Consider the following 21,692-nt stretch of genomic DNA (forward strand, 5'->3'; position numbering starts at 1 on the left):
AACTCCCCACAGTCACAGTCACAGTTGCCCGCCGCCGACGGCGGTCAGCTTCTCGATGCGGATGGCGGACGCCTTGAACTCCGCCGTCCCCGCGATCGGACAATTCGCCTCGATCGTCAGCTGGTTGGTGTCCACCTCGTCGGGAAAGTGCATGGTCATGAAGGCGAGCCCGGGGCGCAGGCCGGGATCGACCCACACCGGCGCGAGCACGGCGCCGCGCCGCGAGGACACCCGCACCTCCTCGCCCACCACGACCCCGTACCGCTCCGCGTCCTCCGGACAGAGCTCGACGTACTCGCCGCGCCGCAGCGGGGAGGCGAAACTCCCGCTCTGCACACCGGTGTTGTACGAGTCCAGGCGCCGCCCCGTCGTCAGCCGCAGCGGGAACGACTCGTCGGTGAGGTCCACCGGCGGATCGTCCTTGACGAGCCCGAAGGGCGCGCGCCGCCCGCGCAGCGCGGGGTCGGTCTCCCACAGGCGGCCGTGCAGGAAGCTGGAGGGGAGGCGTTCTGTGTCGGGGCAGGGCCACTGGAGGCCGTGGTGCTCCTCCAGGCGGTCGTAGGTCATGCCGAAGTGGTCCGGAGAGAGGGAGCGGAGTTCGTTCCATACGGTTTCCGCGTCGGCGAACTTCCAGTCGTGGCCGAGCCGCGCGGCGACCTCGCAGATGATGTCGATGTCCTCGCGCGCCTCGCCGGGCGGCGCGAGGGCCGCCCGCACCCGCTGTACCCGCCGCTCGCTGTTGGTGGTGGTCCCGTCGGTCTCCGCCCACGCGGCCGTGGCGGGCAGCACCACGTCGGCCAGCTCGGCCGTGCGCGTCAGGAAGATGTCCTGGACCACCAGGTGGTCGAGGGCGGAAAGGCGCCGCACGGCCTGCTCGCTTTCGGCCTCCGACTGCGCCGGGTTCTCGCCGATGCAGTAGACGGCCCGCAGTTCGCCGCTCTCCATGGCCTCGAACATGTCCGTGAGCGTCATGCCGTACCGCGGCTGGATGACCGTGTCCCAGGCCCGCTCGAACTTGCTCCGGTGGCCGTCGTCGAGGATGTCCTGGAAGCCGGGGAGGCGGTTGGGGATGGCGCCCATGTCGCCGCCGCCCTGCACGTTGTTCTGCCCGCGCAGCGGCTGCACCCCGGCGCCGTAGCGGCCCACATGGCCGGTGAGCAGCGCCAGGTTGATGAGGGCGCGGACGTTGTCGGTGCCGTTGTGGTGCTCGGTGATGCCGAGCGTCCAGCACAACTGGGCGCGTTCGGCGGTGGCGTACGCGTGCGCCAGATCGCGGATCGCGGCCGCGGGCACGCCCGTCACCTTCTCGGCGAGGGTGAGGGTCCACGGCTCCACCAGCGCCGCGTACTCCTCGAAGCCGGACGTGGCGCGCTCGACGAACGCCGTGTTGTGCAGGCCCGCGTGGATGATCTCGCGGCCGACGGCGTGCGCGAGGGCGATGTCCGTGCCCACGTTCAGGCCGAGCCAGCTCTCCGCCCACTCGGCGGTCGAGGTGCGGCGCGGGTCGACGGCGTACATCCGCGCGCCGCCCCGGATGCCCTTCAGGACGTGCTGGAAGAAGATCGGGTGCGCGAAGCGGGCGTTGGAGCCCCACATCACGACGAGGTCCGTGTGCTCGACCTCCTCGTAGGAGGAGGTGCCGCCGCCGGAGCCGAAGGCCGCCGACAGACCCGCGACGCTCGGGGCGTGACAGGTGCGGTTGCAGGAGTCGACGTTGTTGGTGCCCATCACCACCCGCGTGAACTTCTGCGCCACGTAGTTCATCTCGTTGGTGGCGCGGGCGCAGGAGAGCAGCGCGAAGGCGTCCGAGCCGTGCGCGTCGCGGGCGCGCCGGAAGCCGTCGGCGGCGCGGGCCAGGGCCTCGTCCCAACTGGCCGCGCGCAGCGGTCCGTCACGGCTTTCGCGTACGAGGGGGTGGGTGAGGCGGGTGTACGTCTTGGGGGTGCGGTCGCGCTTGCGGCCGCCCCGGGCGGGGTCGGGCTGGGTCCGGGTGCGGTCTGGCTTGGTCACGCTACGGCGCTCCTCATGCCGTGGGCGAGCAGGTCCGAGAGGGCGTGCACGGTGCGCAGGGTGGGCACGGGCACGCCGGTGATGTCCGCCAGTTCCACGACGGCGGCGAGCAGCACGTCGAGTTCGAGCGGCTTGCCGCGCTCCAGGTCCTGGAGCGTGGAGGTGCGGTGGTCGCCGACGCGCTCGGCGCCCGCGAGCCGCCGCTCGATGGAGATGTCCGGCTCGCAGCCGAGGGCCGCGGCGACGGCGAGGGTCTCGGCCATCATGATCTCGATGACGCGGCGCGTGCCGCCGTGCAGGCACATCTCGCGCATCGTCGCGCGCACGAGCGCGCTGATCGGGTTGAAGGAGATGTTGCCGAGCAGCTTGATCCAGATGTCGCCGCGCACATCCGGCTCCACCGGGCACTTCAGGCCACCCGCGCGCATCGCCTCGCTGAAGTCCAGACACCGCGCCGAACTGCTGCGGTCCGGCTCGCCGACGGAGAAGCGGGTGCCTTCGAGGTGGCGTACGACACCGGGCTCGGCGAGCTCGGTCGCCGCGTACACCACACAGCCGACCGCCCGCCGCGGCGCGAGCACCGCGCTGACCGACCCGCCGGGGTCCACGCTCTCCAGGCGGTGCCCGTCGTGCGGGCCGCCGTGCCGGTGGAAGTACCACCAGGGGATGCCGTTCTGCGCGGCGACGACCGCCGTGTCGTCCTTCAGGAGCGGTGCGATCAGCGGCCCGCACGCCGCGTACGAAGTGGCCTTCAGGCCGAGGAAGACGAAGTCGACGGGGCCGATGTCGGCCGGGTCGGCGGTGGCGTGGGCCCGCGCGGTGAAGTCACCGCGCGGACTGAGGACGCGTACGCCGTGCTGCCGCATGGCCGCCAAGTGCGGCCCGCGGGCGACGAGATGGACGTCGGCGCCCGCGCGGTGCAGCGCGGCTCCGACATAGGCGCCGATGGCACCGGCGCCCAGGACTGCGACTTTCACGATGGGGCGCTCCGTTCGGTTGAGGGTTCCGACGGACCGGCAGCGCTCTCAGGCTGCGCTGGTCGCGAGTGGCCGAGAAGCCACACGCGGTAGATGGAATATTGTCTACAGTATGGAAGTTGGGGCAGCAAGGGTTCGGGCGAGACCCGTCAGTGAGGGTTCTTCGGGGTGAGCCCGTGGGGCATGCGGGGGAGTCCGCCGGAGACCGGCGCGGGGCCGAGGCTGTCGTTACCGCCCTCCTGGTGGCGCAGGACCCAGTCGTCCAAGTCGCGAGGACATGCCGGTCACTCCTCAGCCGCGCAGGAAATAGAGGACGGTCATGGTCGCGGCCGTGGTCAGGACGATGCCGCGCAGCACCCGGGACGGGATGCGGCGGGCGAGGTGCGCGCCGCCGTAGCCACCGGCCAGCGCGCCCGTGAGCAGCGCGCCCAGGAGCAGCGGGGCGTCAAGGGCGTCCGAGGCGGCGAGGAACAGCGCGGACGCGCTGAGGTAGATCGCCCCGACCTGCACGATCCGCATCGGGTTGCCCGCCGCGGCGTCGAGGCCGAGGCCGATGCCCCACAGGGCGAGCATCATGATGCCTACGGCTCCGCCGAAGTATCCGCCGTACACGGCGAGGACGAACTGCGCGGCGAGTACGGACCGTGGACCCATGCCGACGGGGCGGTCGAGGGCGGCGCCGACCGCGCTCGCGACCCGGCGGCCCACCGCGAGAAGCACCGTCGCGAAGGCGAGCAGCCACGGCACCGCGGCGTCGAACGAGGCCGCGGGCAGCGCGAGGAGCAGCCCGGCACCGAGACCGCCGCCGAGCACGCTGACCCCGGTCAGCGCGCGTGTGGACACCCCACCGGCCGGGGCGAGTTCGCGTCGGTAGACCCACGCTCCGGCCACGGCGCCGGGGACGAGGGCGATGGTCGTCGACGCGTTCGCCGTCACCGGGGACACCCCCGCCGCGACCAGGGCGGGCAGCGCCACGAACGTGCCCCCGCCGCCCACCGCGTTCAGGCCGCCCGCGACGACCCCGGCAAGCAGCACCCACAGCGTCTCCGGCATCTGCCGAGCATCGGCCCGCGTCCGGCCCGCCCACAATGCGCGATCCGCGTACCCAGCCTAAGGCTGTGCCATAGGCTGAACCGGGTGCGCTACGACCTGGACGACCTGCGGCTCTTCCTCGGCATCGTGACGGAGGGGTCCATCACGGCGGGCGCCCGCCGCATGCACCTGAGCCTGCCGTCGGCCAGCGCCCGGGTGCGCGCCCTCGAGCACCATGCCGGTGTGGCCCTGCTGATCCGCGGGCGGCGCGGCGTGCGGCCCACGCCCGCGGGGGCGACCCTGGCCCGGCACGCACGCGAAGTGCTCGCCCAGACGGCCCGGCTCGACAGCGCCGTCGCGAGCTACACACGGTCCCCGGCCGCCCCGCTGACCCTGCTGTGCGGCGGCTCCGCGCGCTACCGCCTCGTGCCGCAGGCCCTCGCCACGTTCCTGCTCGCGCATCCCGACGTCGACGTCACGGTGTCGGAGAACCGCACCCCGCGCACCGTGCGCATGCTCGCCGACGGCAAGGCCGACCTGGGGGTCGTCGTCGACGACGAAGCCCGCGACTGCGGCCTCGACATGGAACCCCTCGGGGACGACTCCCTCGTGGTGATCGGCCAGGCCGGCGGGGTGCTCGCCGGGCGCACCGCCGTCACGTACAGCGAGGTCGCCGAGCACCCCCTCGTCGGCCTCGACGCCGGTTCCTCGCTGCGCCGCTGGATCGAGCGGCACCTCGGCCCGCACGCGCCGGTCGTCCGCCACCGCACCACGGTGGCCGACCTCAACATCCTCGTCGCGCTCGCCGCCGCGGGGGTCGGGCTCGCCGTCGTGCCGCGCCGCGCCGTCGCCCCCGGCAGTGCCCTGGACGTGTGCGCGCTGCGGGAGCCGTGGGCGCGGCGCCACCACCTGCTGGCGTGGGGGGTGAAGGACGGGCCCGCTTCGGCGGCGGCGGTGGCGCTGGCGGAGCATCTGCGGGAGGCGGCGCTGGCTGATGGGGGGTCGGTGGGCGGGTAGGGCGGCCATCTGCGCTCCGGCGCGCTTCGAGGTCCGGCCCGCCGAACGCCGCGTCCCGCCGACCCGCCGAACATCGCTGACGCGAGCCCCGAACATTGCATACCGTCGACCCATCCCTGTCCGCCCCCTTCCCAACGGCCCGTCGGATTCCTACCGTTCGGGATCATGAGGCCCCCCGTAGCACCACCCGGCTGGAGCCGCTGGCTCGTGCCGCCCGCCGCCCTGTCGGTGCATCTCTCGATCGGCCAGGCCTACGCCTGGAGCGTCTTCAAACCACCCCTGGAATCCGCCCTCGACCTCAGCGGCACCCAGAGCGCGCTGCCGTTCCAGCTCGGCATCGTCATGCTCGGCCTGTCCGCCGCGTTCGGCGGCACCCTCGTGGAGCGCAACGGACCGCGCTGGGCGATGTCCGTCGCACTCGTCTGCTTCTCCTCCGGCTTCCTGATCGCCGCGCTGGGCGCCGCGACCAGCCAGTACTGGCTGATCGTCTTCGGCTACGGCTTCGTCGGCGGCATCGGACTCGGCATCGGCTACATCTCCCCGGTGTCGACCCTGATCAAGTGGTTCCCCGACCGCCCCGGCATGGCCACCGGCATCGCGATCATGGGCTTCGGCGGCGGCGCCCTGATCGCCTCGCCGTGGTCGGCGCAGATGCTGGAGACGTTCGGCGACGACTCCTCCGGCATCGCGCTCGCCTTCCTCGTACACGGACTTTCGTACGCGGTGTTCATGGCCCTCGGCGTGGTGCTCGTGCGGGTGCCGAGGACGGAGGGCGCGGTGGTCCCCGGCGCTCCGGCACCGCTGGACGGCCCGCAGGTCTCGGCCCGGCAGGCCGTGCGCACCCCGCAGTTCTGGTGCCTGTGGGTGGTCCTCTGCATGAACGTGACCGCGGGCATCGGCATCCTGGAGAAGGCCGCGCCGATGATCACCGACTTCTTCGCGGACACCTCGGCGCCCGTCTCCGCGTCCGCCGCCGCGGGCTTCGTCGCGCTGCTCTCGGCCGCGAACATGGCGGGCCGCATCGGCTGGTCCTCGGCGTCCGACCTGGTCGGCCGCAAGAACGTGTACCGCCTCTACCTGGGCGCGGGCGCGCTCATGTACCTGCTCATCGCCCGCTTCGGCGACGACTCCAAGCCCCTGTTCATCGTCTGCGCGCTGGTCATCCTCTCCTTCTACGGCGGCGGCTTCGCGACGATCCCCGCCTACCTCAAGGACCTCTTCGGCACCTACCAGGTCGGCGCGATCCACGGCCGGCTGCTCACCGCCTGGTCGCTCGCCGGGGTGCTCGGGCCGCTGATCGTGAACTGGGTGGCCGACCGCCAGGAGGAGGCGGGCAAGCACGGCCCCGGGCTGTACGGGGTCTCCCTCACCATCATGATCGGCCTGCTCGTCGTCGGCTTCGTAGCCAATGAGCTGGTACGTCCCGTGCACGCGCGCCACCACATCTCCGCCGCGAAGGAGCCGTCCGATGACGACGCAGCCGAATCAGCCGCAGCCGAATCGGCCGCCGACACCGATGACGCCGAGCGCTCGGCCAAGTGACCCGGCCCCGCCGCGTCGCCGGCCGCTGATCGTCGGGGCCTGGCTCTGGGTCGGGCTGCCGTTGGCGTACGGCGTCTACGAACTCGTACACAAGGCCAAACAGCTCTTCACCGGGTGACACGATGTGGCGAAGCATCCAAAGGGGACGCCCCTTTCCTGTCGCATTACCTCACCTGTTACCCGTGAGTCGCTGAGCAGACTGGACGGTCACGCACTTCCTGCACGTCCCGCACTGCCTGCACCACGAGGGGATCGCCCATGCCCGGCTCACGCATCGCCGCCGTCGGCCACTACCAGCCCGCCAAGGTGCTCACCAATGAGGACTTGGCGGGCATGGTCGACACCAGCGACGAGTGGATCCGCTCCCGGGTCGGCATCCGCACCCGCCACCTCGCCGGACCCGGCGAGCCCGTCGACGAGCTCGCCGCGCACGCCGCCGCCAAGGCCCTCGCCTCCGCGGGCCGCGCGCCCTCCTCCGTCGACCTGGTCGTCGTCGCCACGTCCACCGCCATCGACCGCTCGCCGAACATGGCCGCGCGCGTCGCCGCCCGGCTCGGCCTCGGCTCGCCCGCCGCGATGGACGTCAACGTCGTCTGCGCGGGCTTCACGCACGCGCTCGCCACCGCCGACCACGCCGTGAAGGCCGGGGCGGCGAGCCGGGCCCTGGTCATCGGCGCCGACAAGATGTCCGAGATCACGGACTGGTCCGACCGCACCACCTGCGTGCTCGTCGGTGACGGCGCGGGCGCGGCGGTCGTCGAGGCCTGCGCGGAGGGCGAGGAGCCCGGGATCAGTCCCGTGCTGTGGGGCTCCGTGCCGGAGATGGGGCACGCGGTGCGCATCGAGGGGACGCCGCCGCGGTTCGCGCAGGAGGGGCAGAGCGTCTACCGCTGGGCGACCACGCAGTTGCCGCCGCTGGCCCGCGCGACCTGCGAACGCGCCGGGCTCACCCCCGCCGACCTGGCCGCCGTCGTCCTCCACCAGGCCAACCTGCGCATCGTGGAGCCGCTGGCCGAGCGGATCGGGGCGGTGAACGCCGTCGTAGCCCGGGACGTCGTGGACTCCGGCAACACGTCGGCGGCGTCGGTGCCGCTGGCGCTTTCGAAGCTGGTGGAGCGGGGCGAGATCTCGAAGGGGGACCCGGTGCTGCTGTTCGGGTTCGGGGGGAACTTGTCGTACGCGGGCCAGGTAGTGCGCTGCCCCTGAGCGCGAGCCGTTCGCTGAGCGCGTCCGCCGTCCCGCGAGCGTGACGCGTTCAACTCCCCCTGGTACTGGCCCTTGTGCTCGGTAAACTGTAGACAAAAGCCAATTCGTTTGGCTTGCATGACTTAGCCGGCATGCATGGCTTGACGTCGTCCAGGAGGGGGCCGGGATGTTGTCCGCAGGACTGCCACAGGGGACGGTGCCCAAGCTGGAACGGCCGGGCCCGCTGCGCGAGCGGGTCTACGAGGCGCTGCTCGAACTCATCACCACGCGCGCGCTCCGGCCCGGCCAGCACCTGGTCGAGAGCGAGCTGGCCGGGCACCTCGGGGTGTCCCGCCAGCCCGTCCGCGAGGCGTTGCAGCGGCTCAACACCGAGGGCTGGGTGGACCTGCGCCCCGCGCAGGGCGCGTTCGTGCACGAGCCGACGGAGGAGGAGGCGGACCAACTGCTCACGGTCCGCACCCTCCTGGAGGCCGAGGCGGCCCGGCTCGCCGCCGCCAACGCCGGGTCGGCCGGTATCGCCGCCCTCGAAGAGCTGTGTGCCAAGGGGGAGTCGGCCGTCGCGGACGCTGACGTCGACCTCGTCGTCGCCACCAACGCGGCCTTCCACGCCAAGGTGATGGAACTCGCCGGGAACGTCGTCCTCGCCGAACTGGCCGGGCAGGTCGACCGGCGCGTCCGCTGGTACTACACGCCGGTGGCTCGGCAGCGCGGAATCCAGTCCTGGATCGAGCACCGCCAGCTCATCGCCGCGATCGCCGCCCGCGACGAGGCGCGTGCGACGGAGGTCATGCGGGCGCACACGGAGCACACGCGCAAGACGTACCACGAGCGGGAGACGGCCTGACCGGCCTTGTCCTCAAACGCCGGACGGGCTGAAACAACGCAGCCGCACCGGCAAGGTTTTAGCCTGTCCGGCGTTTGAGGACGAGCCGCGAAGCGGCGATCAGCGGGGTCCAGGGGCGGCAGCCCCTGGTTACGGGAAGGGGCGGGCCTGGGGCGCCACCCGCGAGGGCCCCCCATCCCCCACCTTTGTCCTGGAACAGGAGAAAGTCGAAGCCAATTCGCGCTCAACTTCTTCCCAGCCCCGGCACGCGCTGCTACGTTCCCCTCGAAAGCCCAACGAACACACACGGGATTCGGCCGAACAGGCGGGGAGGGGCGCGTGAGACGTATGACGGCTCGACCCGCCAACGCGCACCAGGCGCGACTACTGCGGCTGCTGCGCGACGGAGGGCCCAACTCCCGCGCCCAACTGGGCGACCAGGTCGACCTCTCCAGGTCAAAGCTGGCCGTGGAGGTGGACCGCCTCCTGGAAACGGGCCTGGTGGTCGCCGACGGCCTCGCGGCGTCCCGAGGCGGCCGCCGCTCCCACAACATCCGCCTGGCCCCGGCCCTCCGCTTCCTCGGCGTGGACATCGGCGCGACCTCGGTCGACGTCGCCGTCACCAACGCCGAGCTGGAGGTCCTCGGCCACATCAACCAGCCCATGGACGTACGCGAGGGCCCGGTCGCGGTCTTCGAGCAAGTCCTCGCCATGGCGGCCAAATTGCGCGCCTCCGGTCTCGCGGAGGGTTTCGACGGCGCCGGCATCGGCGTACCGGGCCCCGTCCGCTTCCCCGAGGGCGTCCCGGTCGCACCGCCGATCATGCCCGGCTGGGACGGCTTCCCCGTACGGGAGGCACTGAGCCAGGACCTCGGCTGCCCGGTGATGGTCGACAACGACGTGAACCTGATGGCGATGGGGGAACAGCACGCGGGCGTCGCCCGCTCCGTGGGCGACTTCCTCTGCGTCAAGATAGGCACCGGCATCGGCTGCGGCATCGTCGTCGGCGGTGAGGTGTACCGCGGTACGACGGGCAGCGCGGGCGACATAGGCCACATCCAGGTGGAACCGGACGGCCGCCCGTGCGCGTGCGGCAACAAGGGCTGCCTGGAGGCCTACTTCAGCGGCGCCGCGCTCGCCCGCGACGCCGAGGAGGCTGCCCACCAGGGGCGTTCGCCGGAACTCTCCACGCGTTTCGAGGACTCCGGCCGGCTCTCCGCCGTGGACGTCGCCGCGGCGGCCGCCGCCGGTGACCCCACCGCGCTCGACCTGATCCGCGCCGGCGGCAACCGCACGGGCCAGGTCATCGCGGGACTCGTCAGCTTCTTCAACCCCGGCCTCGTGGTGATCGGCGGCGGCGTCACCGGCCTCGGCCACACGCTGCTCGCCGCGATCCGCACCCAGGTCTACCGCCAGTCGCTGCCGCTTGCGACCGGCAACCTCCCCATCGTCCTCGGCGAGCTGGGCCCCACCGCCGGAGTCATCGGCGGCGCCCGCCTCATCAGCGACCACCTGTTCTCACCGGCCTGACCGGCCCGGACGCACAGACGCGCAATCGGCGTCCCGCAGCACCTTGATCAACATTGTCATGCCCTCTACAAGATCACCCTGCTCTGCCCTGAAACCGGCCGCACCCCCCGAGGGAACCGTCATGGCACCAGAACCACCCCTGCTCACCATGTCCGGCATCACCAAGTCGTTCCCGGGCGTCCGCGCGCTCGACGGCGTCGACCTGCACGTCCAGGCCGGTGAGGTGCACTGCCTGCTCGGCCAGAACGGCGCCGGCAAGTCCACTCTCATCAAGGTCCTCGCGGGTGCCCACCAGCCCGACGGCGGGAAGATCGTCTGGCGCGGCGACGAGGTCACGCTGCGCTCCCCGATCGCCGCCATGCGCCTCGGCATCGCCACCATCTACCAGGAACTCGACCTGGTGGAGGGCCTGTCCGTGGCCGAGAACGTCTACCTCGGGCACGAGCCGACCTCCGCCGGTTTCGTGGTGCGCGGACGCGACGCGCGAGCGTCGACCGCCGCGCTGCTCAAGCGGCTCGGGCACGGCGAGATCGATCCGGCGCGGCTCGTGGGGAACCTCTCCGCGGCCCAGCAGCAGATCGTGTCGATGGCCCGCGCGCTCTCCCATGAGGTGCGCCTGATCGTCATGGACGAGCCGTCCGCCGCGCTCGACCCGGACGAGGTCGACAACCTCTTCCGCATCGTCGGCGACCTGACGGCCGGCGGTGTCGCCGTCGTCTACATCTCCCACCGCCTGGAGGAGATCCGCCGCATCGGCGACCGCGTCACCGTCCTCAAGGACGGCCGTGCCGTCGCCGTCGGGCTGCCCGCCAAGGAGACCCCGACGCGCGAGGTCATCGCGCTGATGACCGGGCGGAACGTGGAGTACGTCTTTCCCGAGCGGCCGATGGCGGTGGAGTCCGGGGCGGACGCGGCTCCGCCCGAGCCCGTCCTCTCCGTACAAGGACTCGCCAGGGACGGCGAGTTCGCGCCGCTCGACCTCGAACTGCGGCCCGGTGAGATCGTCGGTCTCGCCGGGCTCGTGGGCTCCGGGCGGTCGGAGATCCTGGAGACCATCTTCGGCGCGCGCAAGCCGACGGCCGGACAAGTGCGGGTGGACGGGCGGGTGTTGCGGCCCGGCAGCGTCCGCGCGGCCGTGCGCGCCGGACTCGGTCTCGCGCCCGAGGAGCGCAAGGCGCAGGCCCTGCTGATGCTGGAGTCCGTCACCCGCAACGTCTCGGTGTCCTCCATGTCCCGCTTCTCGTACGGCGGTTGGGTGGACCGGGGCAAGGAGCTCCAGGCCGCCCGCGCCGCCACCCGGGAGCTGTCGCTCAGGCCGGACAACCCGTCCGTGCCCGTGCGCACCCTCTCCGGCGGCAACCAGCAGAAGGCCGTGCTCGCCCGCTGGCTGCTTCGCGGCTGCCGCGTGCTGCTGCTCGACGAGCCGACCCGTGGCGTCGACGTCGGCGCCCGCGCCGAGCTGTACACCGTGATCCGGCGGCTCGCCGACGAGGGCCTCGCCGTGCTCCTCGTGTCCAGCGAAGTGCCCGAGGTGCTCGGCCTCGCCGACCGCGTCCTGGTCCTGCGCGAAGGCCACGTCGTACACACCGCGCCGGCCCGTGACCTCGACGAACACCGCGTACTCGATCTCGTCCTCGCCTCCGGCCAGCACGGCCCCACCCTCACCAAGAGCCCCAGCGGCCCCGCCACCACGGAAGGAAGCCCGGCGTCATGACGCAGCCCGCATCGCCCGCCCGGCCCGTCACCGACAAGATCCCGCCGGCGGACGGCGACAAGAGCCCGTGGTGGTCCGTCGTCTTCCGCGCCGACCTGCGGACCCTGTCGTTGCTCGGCGTCCTGGCTGCTCTTGTCGTGATCGGTGGTGTCACCGAGCCCGAGGCGTTCCTGGACACCGACAACCTGCAGCTGGTCCTCACTCAGGCGTCCGTGATCGGTGTGGTCACGGTCGGCATGACCTTCGTGATCATCTCGGGCGGCATCGACCTGTCGGTCGGCGCGATCGTGGCGCTGGCGTCGGTGTGGGCCACGACGGTGGCCACCCAGGACTACGGCTTCGCCGGCATCCTCTTCACAGCCGTGGTCGTGGGCCTGGGGTGCGGGCTCGTGAACGGGCTGCTGATCGCGTACGGCGGCATGGTGCCGTTCATCGCCACCCTCGCCATGCTCGCCTCCGGGCGCGGCCTCGCCCTGGAGATCACCGACGGCAAGACCCAAATGGTCACCGTCGACGGGGTGTTGAAGCTCGGCGAGCGTGACTCCTACATCCTCGGCATCCCGCCGTTGGTGATGGTCTTCGCGGCCGTGACCGTCGTGGGCTGGCTGCTGCTGAACCGGACCACGTTCGGGCGGCGTTCGGTGGCGGTGGGCGGCAACCCAGAGGCGGCGCGCCTGGCGGGCATCGACGTACGCAGGCAGCGGCTGTACCTGTACCTGCTCTCGGGGCTGTGCTGCGGGATCGCCGCCTTCCTGCTGATCGTCCTGTCCGGGTCGGGTCAGAACACCAACGGCAATCTGTACGAACTCGATGCCATCGCGGCCGCGATCATCGGCGGCACCCTGCTCAGCGGGGGGCGCGGCACCATCACCGGCTCCGTGCTCGGCGTGCTGATCTTCATCACGATCCAGAACATCTTCGCGCTCAACAACCTGGAGACCGCCGTCCAGCAGATCGCCAAGGGCGCGATCATCGTGGCCGCGGTCCTCGTCCAGCGGCGTACGGCTACCACCTAAGGGGTTCATGTCATGCCAGAGTTCACGAGCCGCAGAGGTCTGCTCTTCGGCGCGGCCGCCGTGTCCGCGGGTGCTGTGCTGACCGGCTGCACCAGCAATGAGTCCAAGGACTCTGAGGGAGGGGACTCGGCCGAGGACAACAAGCAGGCCGTCGCCGACGACAAGCCCGGCAAGGCCGTCACCATCGGCTTCGCGGGTCCGCAGGCCGACCACGGGTGGCTGAACGCCATCAACGACAACGCCAAGGAGCGGGCGAAGAGGTACAAGGACGTCACCCTGGAGGCGACCGAGGGCTCCAACGACACCGCCGCGCAGATCGGCCAGGTCGAGACCCTCATCAACAAGAAGGTCGACGTCCTCGTCATCCTGCCCGCAGACGGCAAGGCTCTCACCCAGGTCGGCCTCAAGGCCATGAAGGCCGGCATCCCCGTCGTCAACCTCGACCGCATCTTCGCCTCCGCGCAGGCCTACCGCTGCTGGATCGGCGGCGACAACTACGGCATGGGCCTGAACGCCGGGCACTACATCGGCGAGAAGCTCAAGGACAAGAAGAACGCGAAGGTCATCGAGCTGGCCGGGCTCGACAACCTGGAGCTGACCAAGGAGCGCACCAAGGGCTTCGACGACGCGCTGAAGAACTACTCGAACATCGAGAAGGTCGCGCGGCAGGCCGCCGAGTTCACGGTGGAGTCCGGGCAGTCGAAGATGTCGCAGCTTCTGCAGGCGCAGAAGAACTTCGACGCGCTGTGGAACCACGACGACGACCAGGGCGTGGGCGCCCTGCGCGCCATCAAGCAGGCCGGGCGTGACGGCTTCCTGATGGTCGGCGGCGCGGGCGCGCTGTCCGCCTTCGAGGAGATCAAGCAGGACCGGGGCGTGCTGAAGGCCACCGTCCTGTACCCGCCGACGATGGCGGCCTCCGCGATCGACCTGGCGCGGGCGCTCGGTCAGGGCAAGGGCATCAGCGGCATGGCGGAGTTCGAGATCCCGGCCTCCCTCACGCTCTACTCGGCCGTCGTCGACAAGGACAACGTCGACCAGTACATGTCCACCGGCTTCAAGTGAGGTGCCCACTGACCGGTGAAGCAGGCGTCGACCAGGAGGAGTTACCGCATGAGTGAGACGGAGCACGAGGCCGCGCCCGGGGCCGGGCCGACGGACGGCCCCGGGGCCGGGCGGCGTCGACTCGGCGTGGGGATGGTCGGATACGCCTTCATGGGCGCCGCCCACTCGCAGGGCTGGCGGACCGTGGGACGCGTCTTCGACCTGCCGGTCGACGCGCGGCTCGCCGCCGTCTGCGGCCGTGACGGCACGGCCGTGCGCGCCGCCGCCGACCGGCTCGGCTGGGCCGCCGCCGAGACCGACTGGCGCGCCCTCATCGCCCGCGACGACGTCGATCTCGTCGACATCTGCACGCCCGGCGACAGCCACGCGGAGATCGCGATCGCCGCACTCGACGCGGGCAAGCACGTCCTGTGCGAGAAGCCCCTCGCCAACACCGTCGAGGAGGCCGAGGCCATGGCGGCCGCCGCCGAACGGGCCGCCGCGCGCGGCCAGGTGGCGATGGTCGGCTTCAACTACCGCCGGGTGCCCGCGCTCGCCCTCGCCCGCCGGATGGTCGCCGAGGGGCGGCTCGGTACGCTGCGGCACGTACGCCTCACCTACCTCCAGGACTGGCTGGTCGACCCCTCCTTCCCGCTGACCTGGCGGCTGCGCAAGGACCGCGCGGGCTCGGGCGCCCTCGGGGACCTCGGCGCGCACATCGTGGACCTCGCGCAGTTCCTCACGGGGGAGGCCGTCGCGGGCGTCTCGGCGCTGACGGAGACGTTCGTACGCGAACGGCCGCTCCTTGAGGGGACGTCCACCGGGATCACCGCGGCGGGCGCCGCGGATGGAGACGGCGGGCCGGTCCGGGCCGGGACCGGCGAGGTCACGGTCGACGACGCCGCCGTCTTCACCGCGCGCTTCCCCTCGGGAGCGCTCGCCGTCTTCGAGGCGACCCGGTTCGCGGCCGGCCGCAAGAACGCGCTGCGGCTCGAACTCAACGGCTCGGACGGCTCGTTGGCCTTCGACCTGGAGCGCCTGAACGAACTCTCCTTCCACGACCACACCGAGCCCGCCGTCTCGTCCGGCTTCCGCCGCATCCTCGTCACCGAACCCGGCCACCCCTACCTGGAGGCCTGGTGGCCGCCCGGCCACGGACTCGGCTACGAGCACACGTTCGTGCACCAGGCCCGCGACCTGCTCCACGCCATCGCCACGGGCACCGTGCCCCAGCCGTCCTTCGCGGACGGGCTCTCCGTGCAGCGGGTGCTCGCGGCCGTGGAGGAGAGCGCGGCGAAGAACGCGGTGTACACCCCCGTCGGCGCCCCTGCCCGGGCCCGCGTGAACGCCCACGCCGAAACCGGCGCCCACATCGCCTGAGGAGGCTCGCCGATGCCCCGCTCGTACACACTCTTCACCGGCCAGTGGGCGGACCTGCCCCTCGAAGAGGTCTGCACCCTGGCCCGCGACTTCGGCTACGACGGCCTCGAACTCGCCTGCTGGGGCGACCACTTCGAGGTCGACAAGGCCCTCGCCGACCCTTCGTACGTCGACGGGCGGCACGCGCTGCTCGACAAGTACGGCCTCAAATGCTGGGCCATCTCCAACCACCTGGTCGGCCAGGCGGTCTGCGACGCGATCATCGACGAGCGCCATCAGGCGATCCTGCCGGGGCGCATCTGGGGCGACGGCGACGTGGAGGGCGTACGGCAGCGGGCCGCGGCCGAGATCGCGGACACCGCGCGCGCCGCGGCGAAGTTCGGCGTGGACACCGTCGTCGGCTTCACCGGGTCGGCCATCTGGCACCTGGTGGCGATGTTCCCGCCCGCGCCCGAGTCGATGATCGAGCGCGGCTACGAGGACTTCGCGGAGCGCTGGAACCCCATCCTGGACGTCTTCGACGCGCAGGGCGTCCGCTTCGCGCACGAGGTCCACCCCTCGGAGATCGCGTACGACTACTGGACGACGCACAAGGCCCTGGAGGCGGTCGGCCACCGGCCCGCCTTCGGCCTGAACTTCGACCCCTCCCACTTCGTGTGGCAGGACCTCGACCCGGTCGGCTTCCTCTACGACTTCCGCGACCGCATCTACCACGTGGACTGCAAGGAGGCCCGGCGCCGCCTCGACGGGCGCAACGGGCGGCTCGGCTCCCACCTGCCGTGGGGCGACCCGCGCCGCGGCTGGGACTTCGTCTCCGCGGGCCACGGGGACGTCCCCTGGGAGGACGTGTTCCGGATGCTGCGCTCGATCGGCTACGAAGGTCCCGTCTCGGTGGAGTGGGAGGACGCGGGCATGGACCGCCTCCAGGGCGCCCCGGAGGCACTGCGCCACTTGAAGGCGTACGACTTCGAACCTCCGACGGCGTCGTTCGACGCGGCGTTCGGCGGCGACAAGTGAGTTTGTCCAGCCCCGGGCGAAAGTCCAACTTACGTAGTGCGCAAGGGCTTTCGGCCAAGGACAAACGTAGCTACCGTCCCTGATGTGTACAGGACATAGACCCCTCCCGGGGTGACGGCGCACCCCGGGCGCCAGGCACGCACCCGCACCGTGAACGGCCCCCGACCGGAGGACTCCGTGCACAGACTCCGCCCACGCAACCGCAGAGGCCTCGCCCTGCTCACCGGCACTCTGCTCACCGCCGCCACCCTGACCTTCGCCGCGCCGCACGCCGGTGCCCAGTCCGAGCCGCAGGCGCGGCCGCAGCCGAAGGCCGAAGACTTCCAGCAGGTCACGCTCGCCAAGGGTGAACCGGAGATGGGCGAGCCCATGACCCTCGCCGTACTCCCGGACAAGTCGGTCCTGCACACCTCCCGCGACGGCACGGTGCGTCTGACGAACGCCGCCGGTGAGACGAAGGTCGCCGGGAAGCTCCCCGTCTACAGCCACGACGAGGAAGGCCTCCAAGGCGTCGGCGTCGACCCGGGCTTCAGCAAGAACAGGGCGGTCTACTTCTACTACGCCCCGCCGCTGAGCACGCCCTCGGGCGACGCCCCGAACGACGGCACCGCGGCCGACTTCAAGAAGTTCGACGGCGTGAACCGGCTGTCCCGCTTCGTCCTGAAGGCCGACGGCACCCTGGACACCAAGAGCGAGAAGAAGGTCCTGGACGTCCCCGCCAACCGCGGCCTCTGCTGCCACGTCGGCGGCGACATCGACTTCGACAAGTCCGGCAACCTCTACCTGTCGACGGGCGACGACTCCAACCCCTTCGCCTCCGACGGCTTCACCCCCATCGACGAACGCTCCACCCGCAACCCCGCCTACGACGCCCAGCGCACCGCCGGCAACACCAACGACCTGCGCGGCAAGATCCTGCGCGTCAAGGTGCGGCAGGACGGCTCGTACTCCATACCCAAGGGCAACCTCTTCGCCAAGGGCGCCAAGAAGACCCGCCCCGAGATCTACGCGATGGGCTTCCGCAACCCCTTCCGGATGAGCGTCGACAAGCCCACCGGCATCGTGTACGTCGGCGACTACGGCCCCGACGCGGGCGCCGCCAGTCCGACGCGCGGCCCCGCCGGCCAGGTCGAGTTCGCCCGCGTGACCAAGCCCGGCAACTACGGCTGGCCGTACTGCACCGGCAAGAACGAGGCGTACGTCGACTACGACTTCGCCACCGGCGCCTCCGGCGCCAAGTTCGACTGCGCCGCGCCGAAGAACAGCTCGCCGCACAACACCGGCCGCACCGACCTGCCCCCGGCGCAGCCCGCCTGGATCCCCTACGACGGCGGATCGGTCCCCGAGTTCGGCACCGGCTCGGAGTCGCCCATGGGCGGCCCGATCTACCGCTACGACGCCAAGCTGGACTCGCCGGTCAAGTTCCCGCAGGCGTACGACGGGAACTACTTCGCGGGCGAGTTCGGGCGCCGCTGGATCAAGCGCCTCGACCAGGGCGCGGACGGCACCGTGAAGTCCATCAACGCCTTCCCCTGGAAGGGCACCCAGGTGATGGACATGGAGTTCGGCCCGGACGGCGCCCTGTACGTCCTCGACTACGGCACCGGCTACTTCAACGGCGACGAGAACTCCGCCCTGTACCGCATCGAGAACGCCACCGGCGGCCACTCGCCGGTCGTCGAGGCCGAGGCGTCCGTGACCAGCGGCCAGGCCCCGCTGAAGACCCAGTTCACGGCCGAGGCGACCGACGCCGACGGCGACGCGCTGACGTACACCTGGGACTTCGGTGACGGCACCACCTCCACCGAGCAGAACCCCTCGCACACGTACGACAAGAACGGCGTCCACACCGCGACCGTCACCGCCAAGGACCCCTCCGGCCGCAGCGGCACCGCGAGCGCGCACGTCACCGTCGGCAACACCGCGCCCACCGTGAAGCTCGAACTCCCCGGCGACGGGCAGCTCTTCACCTTCGGCGACAAGGTGCCCTTCAAGGTGACCGTGACCGACCCCGAGGACGGGCCCGTCGACTGCGCCAAGGTCAAGGTCACCCACATCCTCGGCCACGACAGCCACGGCCACCCCGTCACCTCCGCCAACGGCTGCGAGGGCACCCTGCAGACGACCGCGGACGGCGAGCACGACCCGAACGCGAACATCTTCGGGGTCTTCGACGCCGAATACACCGACAAGGGCGCCAACGGCCAGCCCGCGCTGACCACCCACGACCAGAGCGTCGTCCAGCCCAAGCACCGCCAGGGCGAGCACTACGGCGACTCCCAGGGCGTGTCGGTCGTGAACCACACCCCGGCGCACGGCGGCAAGACCGTCGGCGACATCCACAACGGCGACTGGGTGTCCTTCAAGCCGTACATCCTCGGCAACGCCACGAAGTTCACCGCGCGCGTCGCCTCCGCCGGCTCCGGCGGCACCCTCGAGGTCCGCAGCGGCTCGGCCGACGGCACGCTCCTCGGCAGCGCGAAGGTCGACCCCACCGGCTCCTGGGAGACCTACACCGACGTCAGCACCGACCTCGCCGGAGCACCCGCCGGGACGACCACCCTCTTCCTCGTCTTCAAGGGCGAAGGCGCGGGCGCCCTCTACGACGTCGACGACTTCACCCTCACCACGAGCTGAGAAAGGGGCCACCCCATGCGCGCGACAGCACGCCTGATCACCGCCACGGCGGCCGCCGCCCTGCTCATCGGCTGCGTGTCGGGCCCGGCCGCCTCCAAGCCGGACTCCGAGAGCCCCGGTGGCAAGGACAAGAAGGCGGGCGAACGCGTCCTGGTCTTCTCCAAGACCGCCGGATTCCGCCACGACTCCATCCCCGACGGCATCGCGGCCGTCAAGCAACTCGGCGCCGCCAACGACTTCACCGTCGACGCGACGGAGGACGCCGGCGCCTTCACCGTGAAGAACCTCTCCCGCTACGACGCCGTCGTCTGGATGTCGACGACCGGCGACGTGCTCAACGGCAAGCAGCAGTCCGCCTTCGAGAGCTACATCCGCGCGGGCGGCGGCTACGTCGGCGTCCACGCCGCCGCCGACACCGAGTACGACTGGCCCTTCTACGGCCGCCTCGCGGGCGCCTACTTCCAGTCCCACCCGGCCATCCAGGGCGCCAAGGTCGACGTCGAGGACCACGCCCACCCCGCCACCGCCCACCTCGGGCCGGTGTGGGAGCGCACCGACGAGTGGTACAACTACCGCTCCAACCCGCGCGATCGCGCCCGCGTCCTCGCCTCGCTCGACGAGTCCTCCTACAGCGGCGGCTCGATGGGCGGCGACCATCCCATCGCCTGGTGCCAGGCATCCGTCGACGGAACCCCCGGCCGCTCCTTCTACACCGGCGGCGGCCACACCAAGGAGTCCTACGCCGACCCCGCCTTCCGCCGGCACCTCCTCGGAGGCATCCGCTACGCCGTCGGCGCCGCCCAGGCCGACTGCCGCCCCGAGCAGGGCTACACCCCGCTCTTCGACGGCACCGCGGACTCCCTCGCCAGGTGGAAGCAGGCCGGACCCGGCTCCTTCGAGCGGAAGGACGACGGCACCATCACCTCTGCGGGCGGCATGGGCCTGCTCTGGTACCAGCCCAAGCAGTTCGCCTCGTACTCCCTCAAGCTCGACTGGAAGATTTCCGGCACCGACAAGGACGACAACTCCGGGATCTTCCTGGGCTTCCCGCCCTCCGACGACCCCTGGACGGCCGTCAACAACGGCTACGAGATCCAGATCGACGCCACCGACGTCCCGGAGAAGACCACCGGCTCCGTCTACGGCTTCAAGTCCGCGGACCTCGCCGCCCGCGACAAGGCCCTCAACCCGCCGGGGGAGTGGAACACCTACGAACTCCGCGTCGAGGGCGAGCACCTGCAGATCTGGCTCAACGGCGTGAAGATCAACGACTACACCAACACCGATCCCGCGCGGAGTCTGCGTGACGGCCACATCGGCATCCAGAACCACGGTGCCGACGACCAGGTCACCTTCCGCGACATCCGGGTGAAGGAGCTGCCCGCGGCCAAGGCCGGGAAGGAGACGGGCGGCCGATAGACGGCGGTGGGCGGAGGACGCCGGACCTCCGCCCACCGTCTTGCCCGCCCCGCACCGCGACCCGCGGCGCGGGGCACCGCACCGCGAGGCGCGGGTGATGACCGTACGTGTCTGACGACAGGAGGCAGCCGTGTCCACCGAGTCCACTACTGCTACCGCGGGCCCGACCGCTTCCGCCGCCGCCCCGACCGGGGTGTGGCTGATCGGAGCGCGCGGCTCCGTCGCGACGACAGCCATCGCAGGCTGCGCCGCGATGTCGGCGGGACTGCACCCGCCCACCGGCCTGGTCACCGAGACACCTCCCTTCTCCGGCAGCGGACTGCCGGCGTTGTCTTCCCTTGTCTTCGGCGGGCACGACACCGTGGAGTGCCCGCTGCCCAAACGCGCCGAACAACTCGCCGCCGGGGGCGTCCTGCCGCACGGCCTGCCCGCTGCCGTACGCGCCGAACTGGCCGCCGCCGACACCGAGATCCGCACCGGCGGCCCCCTCCCCGGCGACTCCCGCCCCGACGACGAACTCATCACCGCCTTCGCCGCCGAGATCCGCGACTTCAGACGCCGCCGCGGTCTCGCCCGCGTCGTCGTCATCAACGTCGCCTCCACCGAACCCCTCCCCGGCGACGGCGAACGACTGCCCCCCAGCTCCCTCTACGCCGCCGCCGCCCTGCGCGCCGGCGCCCCCTACGCCAACTTCACCCCCTCAACCGGCCTGCACCACCCCGACCTCACCGCCCTCGCCGCCGACTCCCGCCTGCCCTTCGCCGGCCGCGACGGCAAGACCGGCCAGACCTTGCTCCGGTCCGTCCTCGGCCCGATGTTCGCCCAGCGCGCCCTCGCCGTCCGCGCCTGGTCCGGCACCAACCTCCTCGGCGGCGGCGACGGCGCCGCCCTCGCCGACCCCGGCGCGGCCGCCGCCAAGAACGCGGGCAAGGAACGCGTCCTCGCCGACACCCTCGGCGCCGCCCCCGAGGGCGAGGTCCACATCGACGACGTCCCCTCCCTCGGCGACTGGAAGACCGCCTGGGACCACATCGCCTTCGAAGGCTTCCTCGGCACCCGCATGACCCTCCAGACCACCTGGCAGGGCTGCGACTCGGCACTCGCCGCGCCCTTGATCCTCGACCTGGCCCGCCTCCTCGCCCGCGCCCACGAAACCGGACTCTCCGGCCCCCGTCCCGAACTCGCCTTCTACTTCAAGGACCCCGACCCCGGCGCCTCCTCCGCCCTCCCGGACCAGCACATGGCCCTCCTCGCTTTCGCGGCTCGCCTTCGGGACGAGGCATGAGGGCCCTTGGCGGGGGGCCGGTGCGGGTGCCGGGGCCGGGGCC

Annotated in this window: 17 protein-coding genes; 14 read left to right on the top strand and 3 right to left on the bottom strand. The window is 71.6% G+C overall.

All coding sequences use genetic code 11. The features are described 5' to 3' along the window. Window positions 1-18 precede the first annotated feature (18 nt). From IEY91_RS04215 to IEY91_RS04225, 3 genes are all read right to left on the bottom strand, one after another. Window positions 19-2,010 carry a molybdopterin oxidoreductase family protein gene (locus tag IEY91_RS04215; protein ID WP_189172895.1) on the bottom strand — a complete coding sequence of 664 codons (1,992 nt, stop codon included), beginning with the start codon at window positions 2,008-2,010 and terminating at the stop codon, window positions 19-21. After that, window positions 2,007-2,987, bottom strand: a complete 981-nt coding sequence (locus IEY91_RS04220; RefSeq protein ID WP_164318569.1) for a 2-dehydropantoate 2-reductase — start codon at window positions 2,985-2,987, stop codon at window positions 2,007-2,009. Before IEY91_RS04220 ends, IEY91_RS04215 begins: the two co-directional genes overlap by 4 nt. Before the next feature lie 291 nt (window positions 2,988-3,278). Continuing rightward, window positions 3,279-4,040 (bottom strand): TSUP family transporter, encoded by a 762-nt coding sequence (locus IEY91_RS04225; protein ID WP_189172896.1) that lies wholly within the window; start codon window positions 4,038-4,040, stop codon window positions 3,279-3,281. Between the two features lie 84 nt (window positions 4,041-4,124). Here IEY91_RS04225 and IEY91_RS04230 point away from each other — a divergent pair, with 84 nt between their 5' ends. The 14 genes from IEY91_RS04230 to IEY91_RS04290 all read left to right on the top strand — a co-directional run bounded on the left by IEY91_RS04230 (window position 4,125) and on the right by IEY91_RS04290 (window position 21,649). Beyond that, a complete protein-coding gene (locus tag IEY91_RS04230; RefSeq protein ID WP_189172897.1) occupies window positions 4,125-5,036 on the top strand; it encodes a LysR family transcriptional regulator in 912 nt (303 codons plus the stop codon). Between the two features lie 165 nt (window positions 5,037-5,201). Then, window positions 5,202-6,578, top strand: a complete 1,377-nt coding sequence (locus tag IEY91_RS04235; RefSeq protein WP_229696698.1) for an OFA family MFS transporter — start codon at window positions 5,202-5,204, stop codon at window positions 6,576-6,578. Next, window positions 6,553-6,696 carry an MFS transporter small subunit gene (locus IEY91_RS42755; RefSeq protein ID WP_444545463.1) on the top strand — a complete coding sequence of 48 codons (144 nt, stop codon included), beginning with the start codon at window positions 6,553-6,555 and terminating at the stop codon, window positions 6,694-6,696. The genes IEY91_RS04235 and IEY91_RS42755 overlap by 26 nt, the downstream gene beginning before the upstream one ends. 140 nt (window positions 6,697-6,836) lie before the next feature. After that, the gene (locus IEY91_RS04240) at window positions 6,837-7,784 is read left to right on the top strand and encodes a beta-ketoacyl-ACP synthase III (RefSeq protein WP_164318567.1); all 948 of its coding nucleotides are present in this window, start codon (window positions 6,837-6,839) and stop codon (window positions 7,782-7,784) included. A gap of 166 nt (window positions 7,785-7,950) precedes the next feature. Continuing rightward, window positions 7,951-8,628 (top strand): GntR family transcriptional regulator, encoded by a 678-nt coding sequence (locus tag IEY91_RS04245; RefSeq protein ID WP_164328032.1) that lies wholly within the window; start codon window positions 7,951-7,953, stop codon window positions 8,626-8,628. Window positions 8,629-8,955: 327 nt separating this feature from the next. Further along, window positions 8,956-10,137 (top strand): ROK family transcriptional regulator, encoded by a 1,182-nt coding sequence (locus IEY91_RS04250; protein ID WP_164318565.1) that lies wholly within the window; start codon window positions 8,956-8,958, stop codon window positions 10,135-10,137. Window positions 10,138-10,258: 121 nt separating this feature from the next. Beyond that, the gene (locus IEY91_RS04255) at window positions 10,259-11,851 is read left to right on the top strand and encodes a sugar ABC transporter ATP-binding protein (protein ID WP_189172898.1); all 1,593 of its coding nucleotides are present in this window, start codon (window positions 10,259-10,261) and stop codon (window positions 11,849-11,851) included. Next, window positions 11,848-12,867, top strand: coding sequence for an ABC transporter permease (locus IEY91_RS04260; protein WP_189172899.1), 1,020 nt, complete (start codon window positions 11,848-11,850; stop codon window positions 12,865-12,867). Before IEY91_RS04255 ends, IEY91_RS04260 begins: the two co-directional genes overlap by 4 nt. 12 nt (window positions 12,868-12,879) lie before the next feature. Next, window positions 12,880-13,932: a substrate-binding domain-containing protein gene (locus IEY91_RS04265; protein WP_164318559.1), complete on the top strand. Its 1,053-nt coding sequence runs from the start codon at window positions 12,880-12,882 to the stop codon at window positions 13,930-13,932. Between the two features lie 48 nt (window positions 13,933-13,980). Then, the gene (locus IEY91_RS04270; protein ID WP_189172900.1) at window positions 13,981-15,291 is read left to right on the top strand and encodes a Gfo/Idh/MocA family protein; all 1,311 of its coding nucleotides are present in this window, start codon (window positions 13,981-13,983) and stop codon (window positions 15,289-15,291) included. A 12-nt stretch (window positions 15,292-15,303) separates the two neighbouring features. Further along, window positions 15,304-16,308, top strand: a complete 1,005-nt coding sequence (locus IEY91_RS04275) for a sugar phosphate isomerase/epimerase family protein (protein WP_189172901.1) — start codon at window positions 15,304-15,306, stop codon at window positions 16,306-16,308. Between the two features lie 177 nt (window positions 16,309-16,485). After that, window positions 16,486-18,945 (top strand): PQQ-dependent sugar dehydrogenase, encoded by a 2,460-nt coding sequence (locus IEY91_RS04280; protein WP_189172902.1) that lies wholly within the window; start codon window positions 16,486-16,488, stop codon window positions 18,943-18,945. Between the two features lie 15 nt (window positions 18,946-18,960). Further along, window positions 18,961-20,364 carry a ThuA domain-containing protein gene (locus tag IEY91_RS04285; protein WP_189172903.1) on the top strand — a complete coding sequence of 468 codons (1,404 nt, stop codon included), beginning with the start codon at window positions 18,961-18,963 and terminating at the stop codon, window positions 20,362-20,364. Window positions 20,365-20,494: 130 nt separating this feature from the next. Next, complete coding sequence (locus IEY91_RS04290; RefSeq protein ID WP_189172904.1) at window positions 20,495-21,649, top strand: inositol-3-phosphate synthase; 1,155 nt, start codon at window positions 20,495-20,497, stop codon at window positions 21,647-21,649. Window positions 21,650-21,692 lie beyond the last annotated feature (43 nt).

The sequence above is a fragment of the Streptomyces lasiicapitis genome (assembly GCF_014646335.1).
Classification (GTDB): Bacteria; Actinomycetota; Actinomycetes; order Streptomycetales; family Streptomycetaceae; genus Streptomyces; species Streptomyces lasiicapitis.

What these genes read in the sequence shown, in the direction of transcription:
- IEY91_RS04225 (WP_189172896.1), bottom strand. Translation starts at nt 4,040, where the DNA reads ATGCCGGAGACGCTGTGGGTGCTGCTTGCCGGGGTCGTCGCGGGCGGC.
- IEY91_RS04235 (WP_229696698.1), top strand. Translation starts at nt 5,202, where the DNA reads ATGAGGCCCCCCGTAGCACCACCCGGCTGGAGCCGCTGGCTCGTGCCG.
- IEY91_RS42755 (WP_444545463.1), top strand. Translation starts at nt 6,553, where the DNA reads ATGACGCCGAGCGCTCGGCCAAGTGACCCGGCCCCGCCGCGTCGCCGG.
- IEY91_RS04240 (WP_164318567.1), top strand. Translation starts at nt 6,837, where the DNA reads ATGCCCGGCTCACGCATCGCCGCCGTCGGCCACTACCAGCCCGCCAAG.
- IEY91_RS04245 (WP_164328032.1), top strand. Translation starts at nt 7,951, where the DNA reads ATGTTGTCCGCAGGACTGCCACAGGGGACGGTGCCCAAGCTGGAACGG.
- IEY91_RS04250 (WP_164318565.1), top strand. Translation starts at nt 8,956, where the DNA reads ATGACGGCTCGACCCGCCAACGCGCACCAGGCGCGACTACTGCGGCTG.
- IEY91_RS04255 (WP_189172898.1), top strand. Translation starts at nt 10,259, where the DNA reads ATGGCACCAGAACCACCCCTGCTCACCATGTCCGGCATCACCAAGTCG.
- IEY91_RS04260 (WP_189172899.1), top strand. Translation starts at nt 11,848, where the DNA reads ATGACGCAGCCCGCATCGCCCGCCCGGCCCGTCACCGACAAGATCCCG.
- IEY91_RS04265 (WP_164318559.1), top strand. Translation starts at nt 12,880, where the DNA reads ATGCCAGAGTTCACGAGCCGCAGAGGTCTGCTCTTCGGCGCGGCCGCC.
- IEY91_RS04270 (WP_189172900.1), top strand. Translation starts at nt 13,981, where the DNA reads ATGAGTGAGACGGAGCACGAGGCCGCGCCCGGGGCCGGGCCGACGGAC.
- IEY91_RS04275 (WP_189172901.1), top strand. Translation starts at nt 15,304, where the DNA reads ATGCCCCGCTCGTACACACTCTTCACCGGCCAGTGGGCGGACCTGCCC.
- IEY91_RS04285 (WP_189172903.1), top strand. Translation starts at nt 18,961, where the DNA reads ATGCGCGCGACAGCACGCCTGATCACCGCCACGGCGGCCGCCGCCCTG.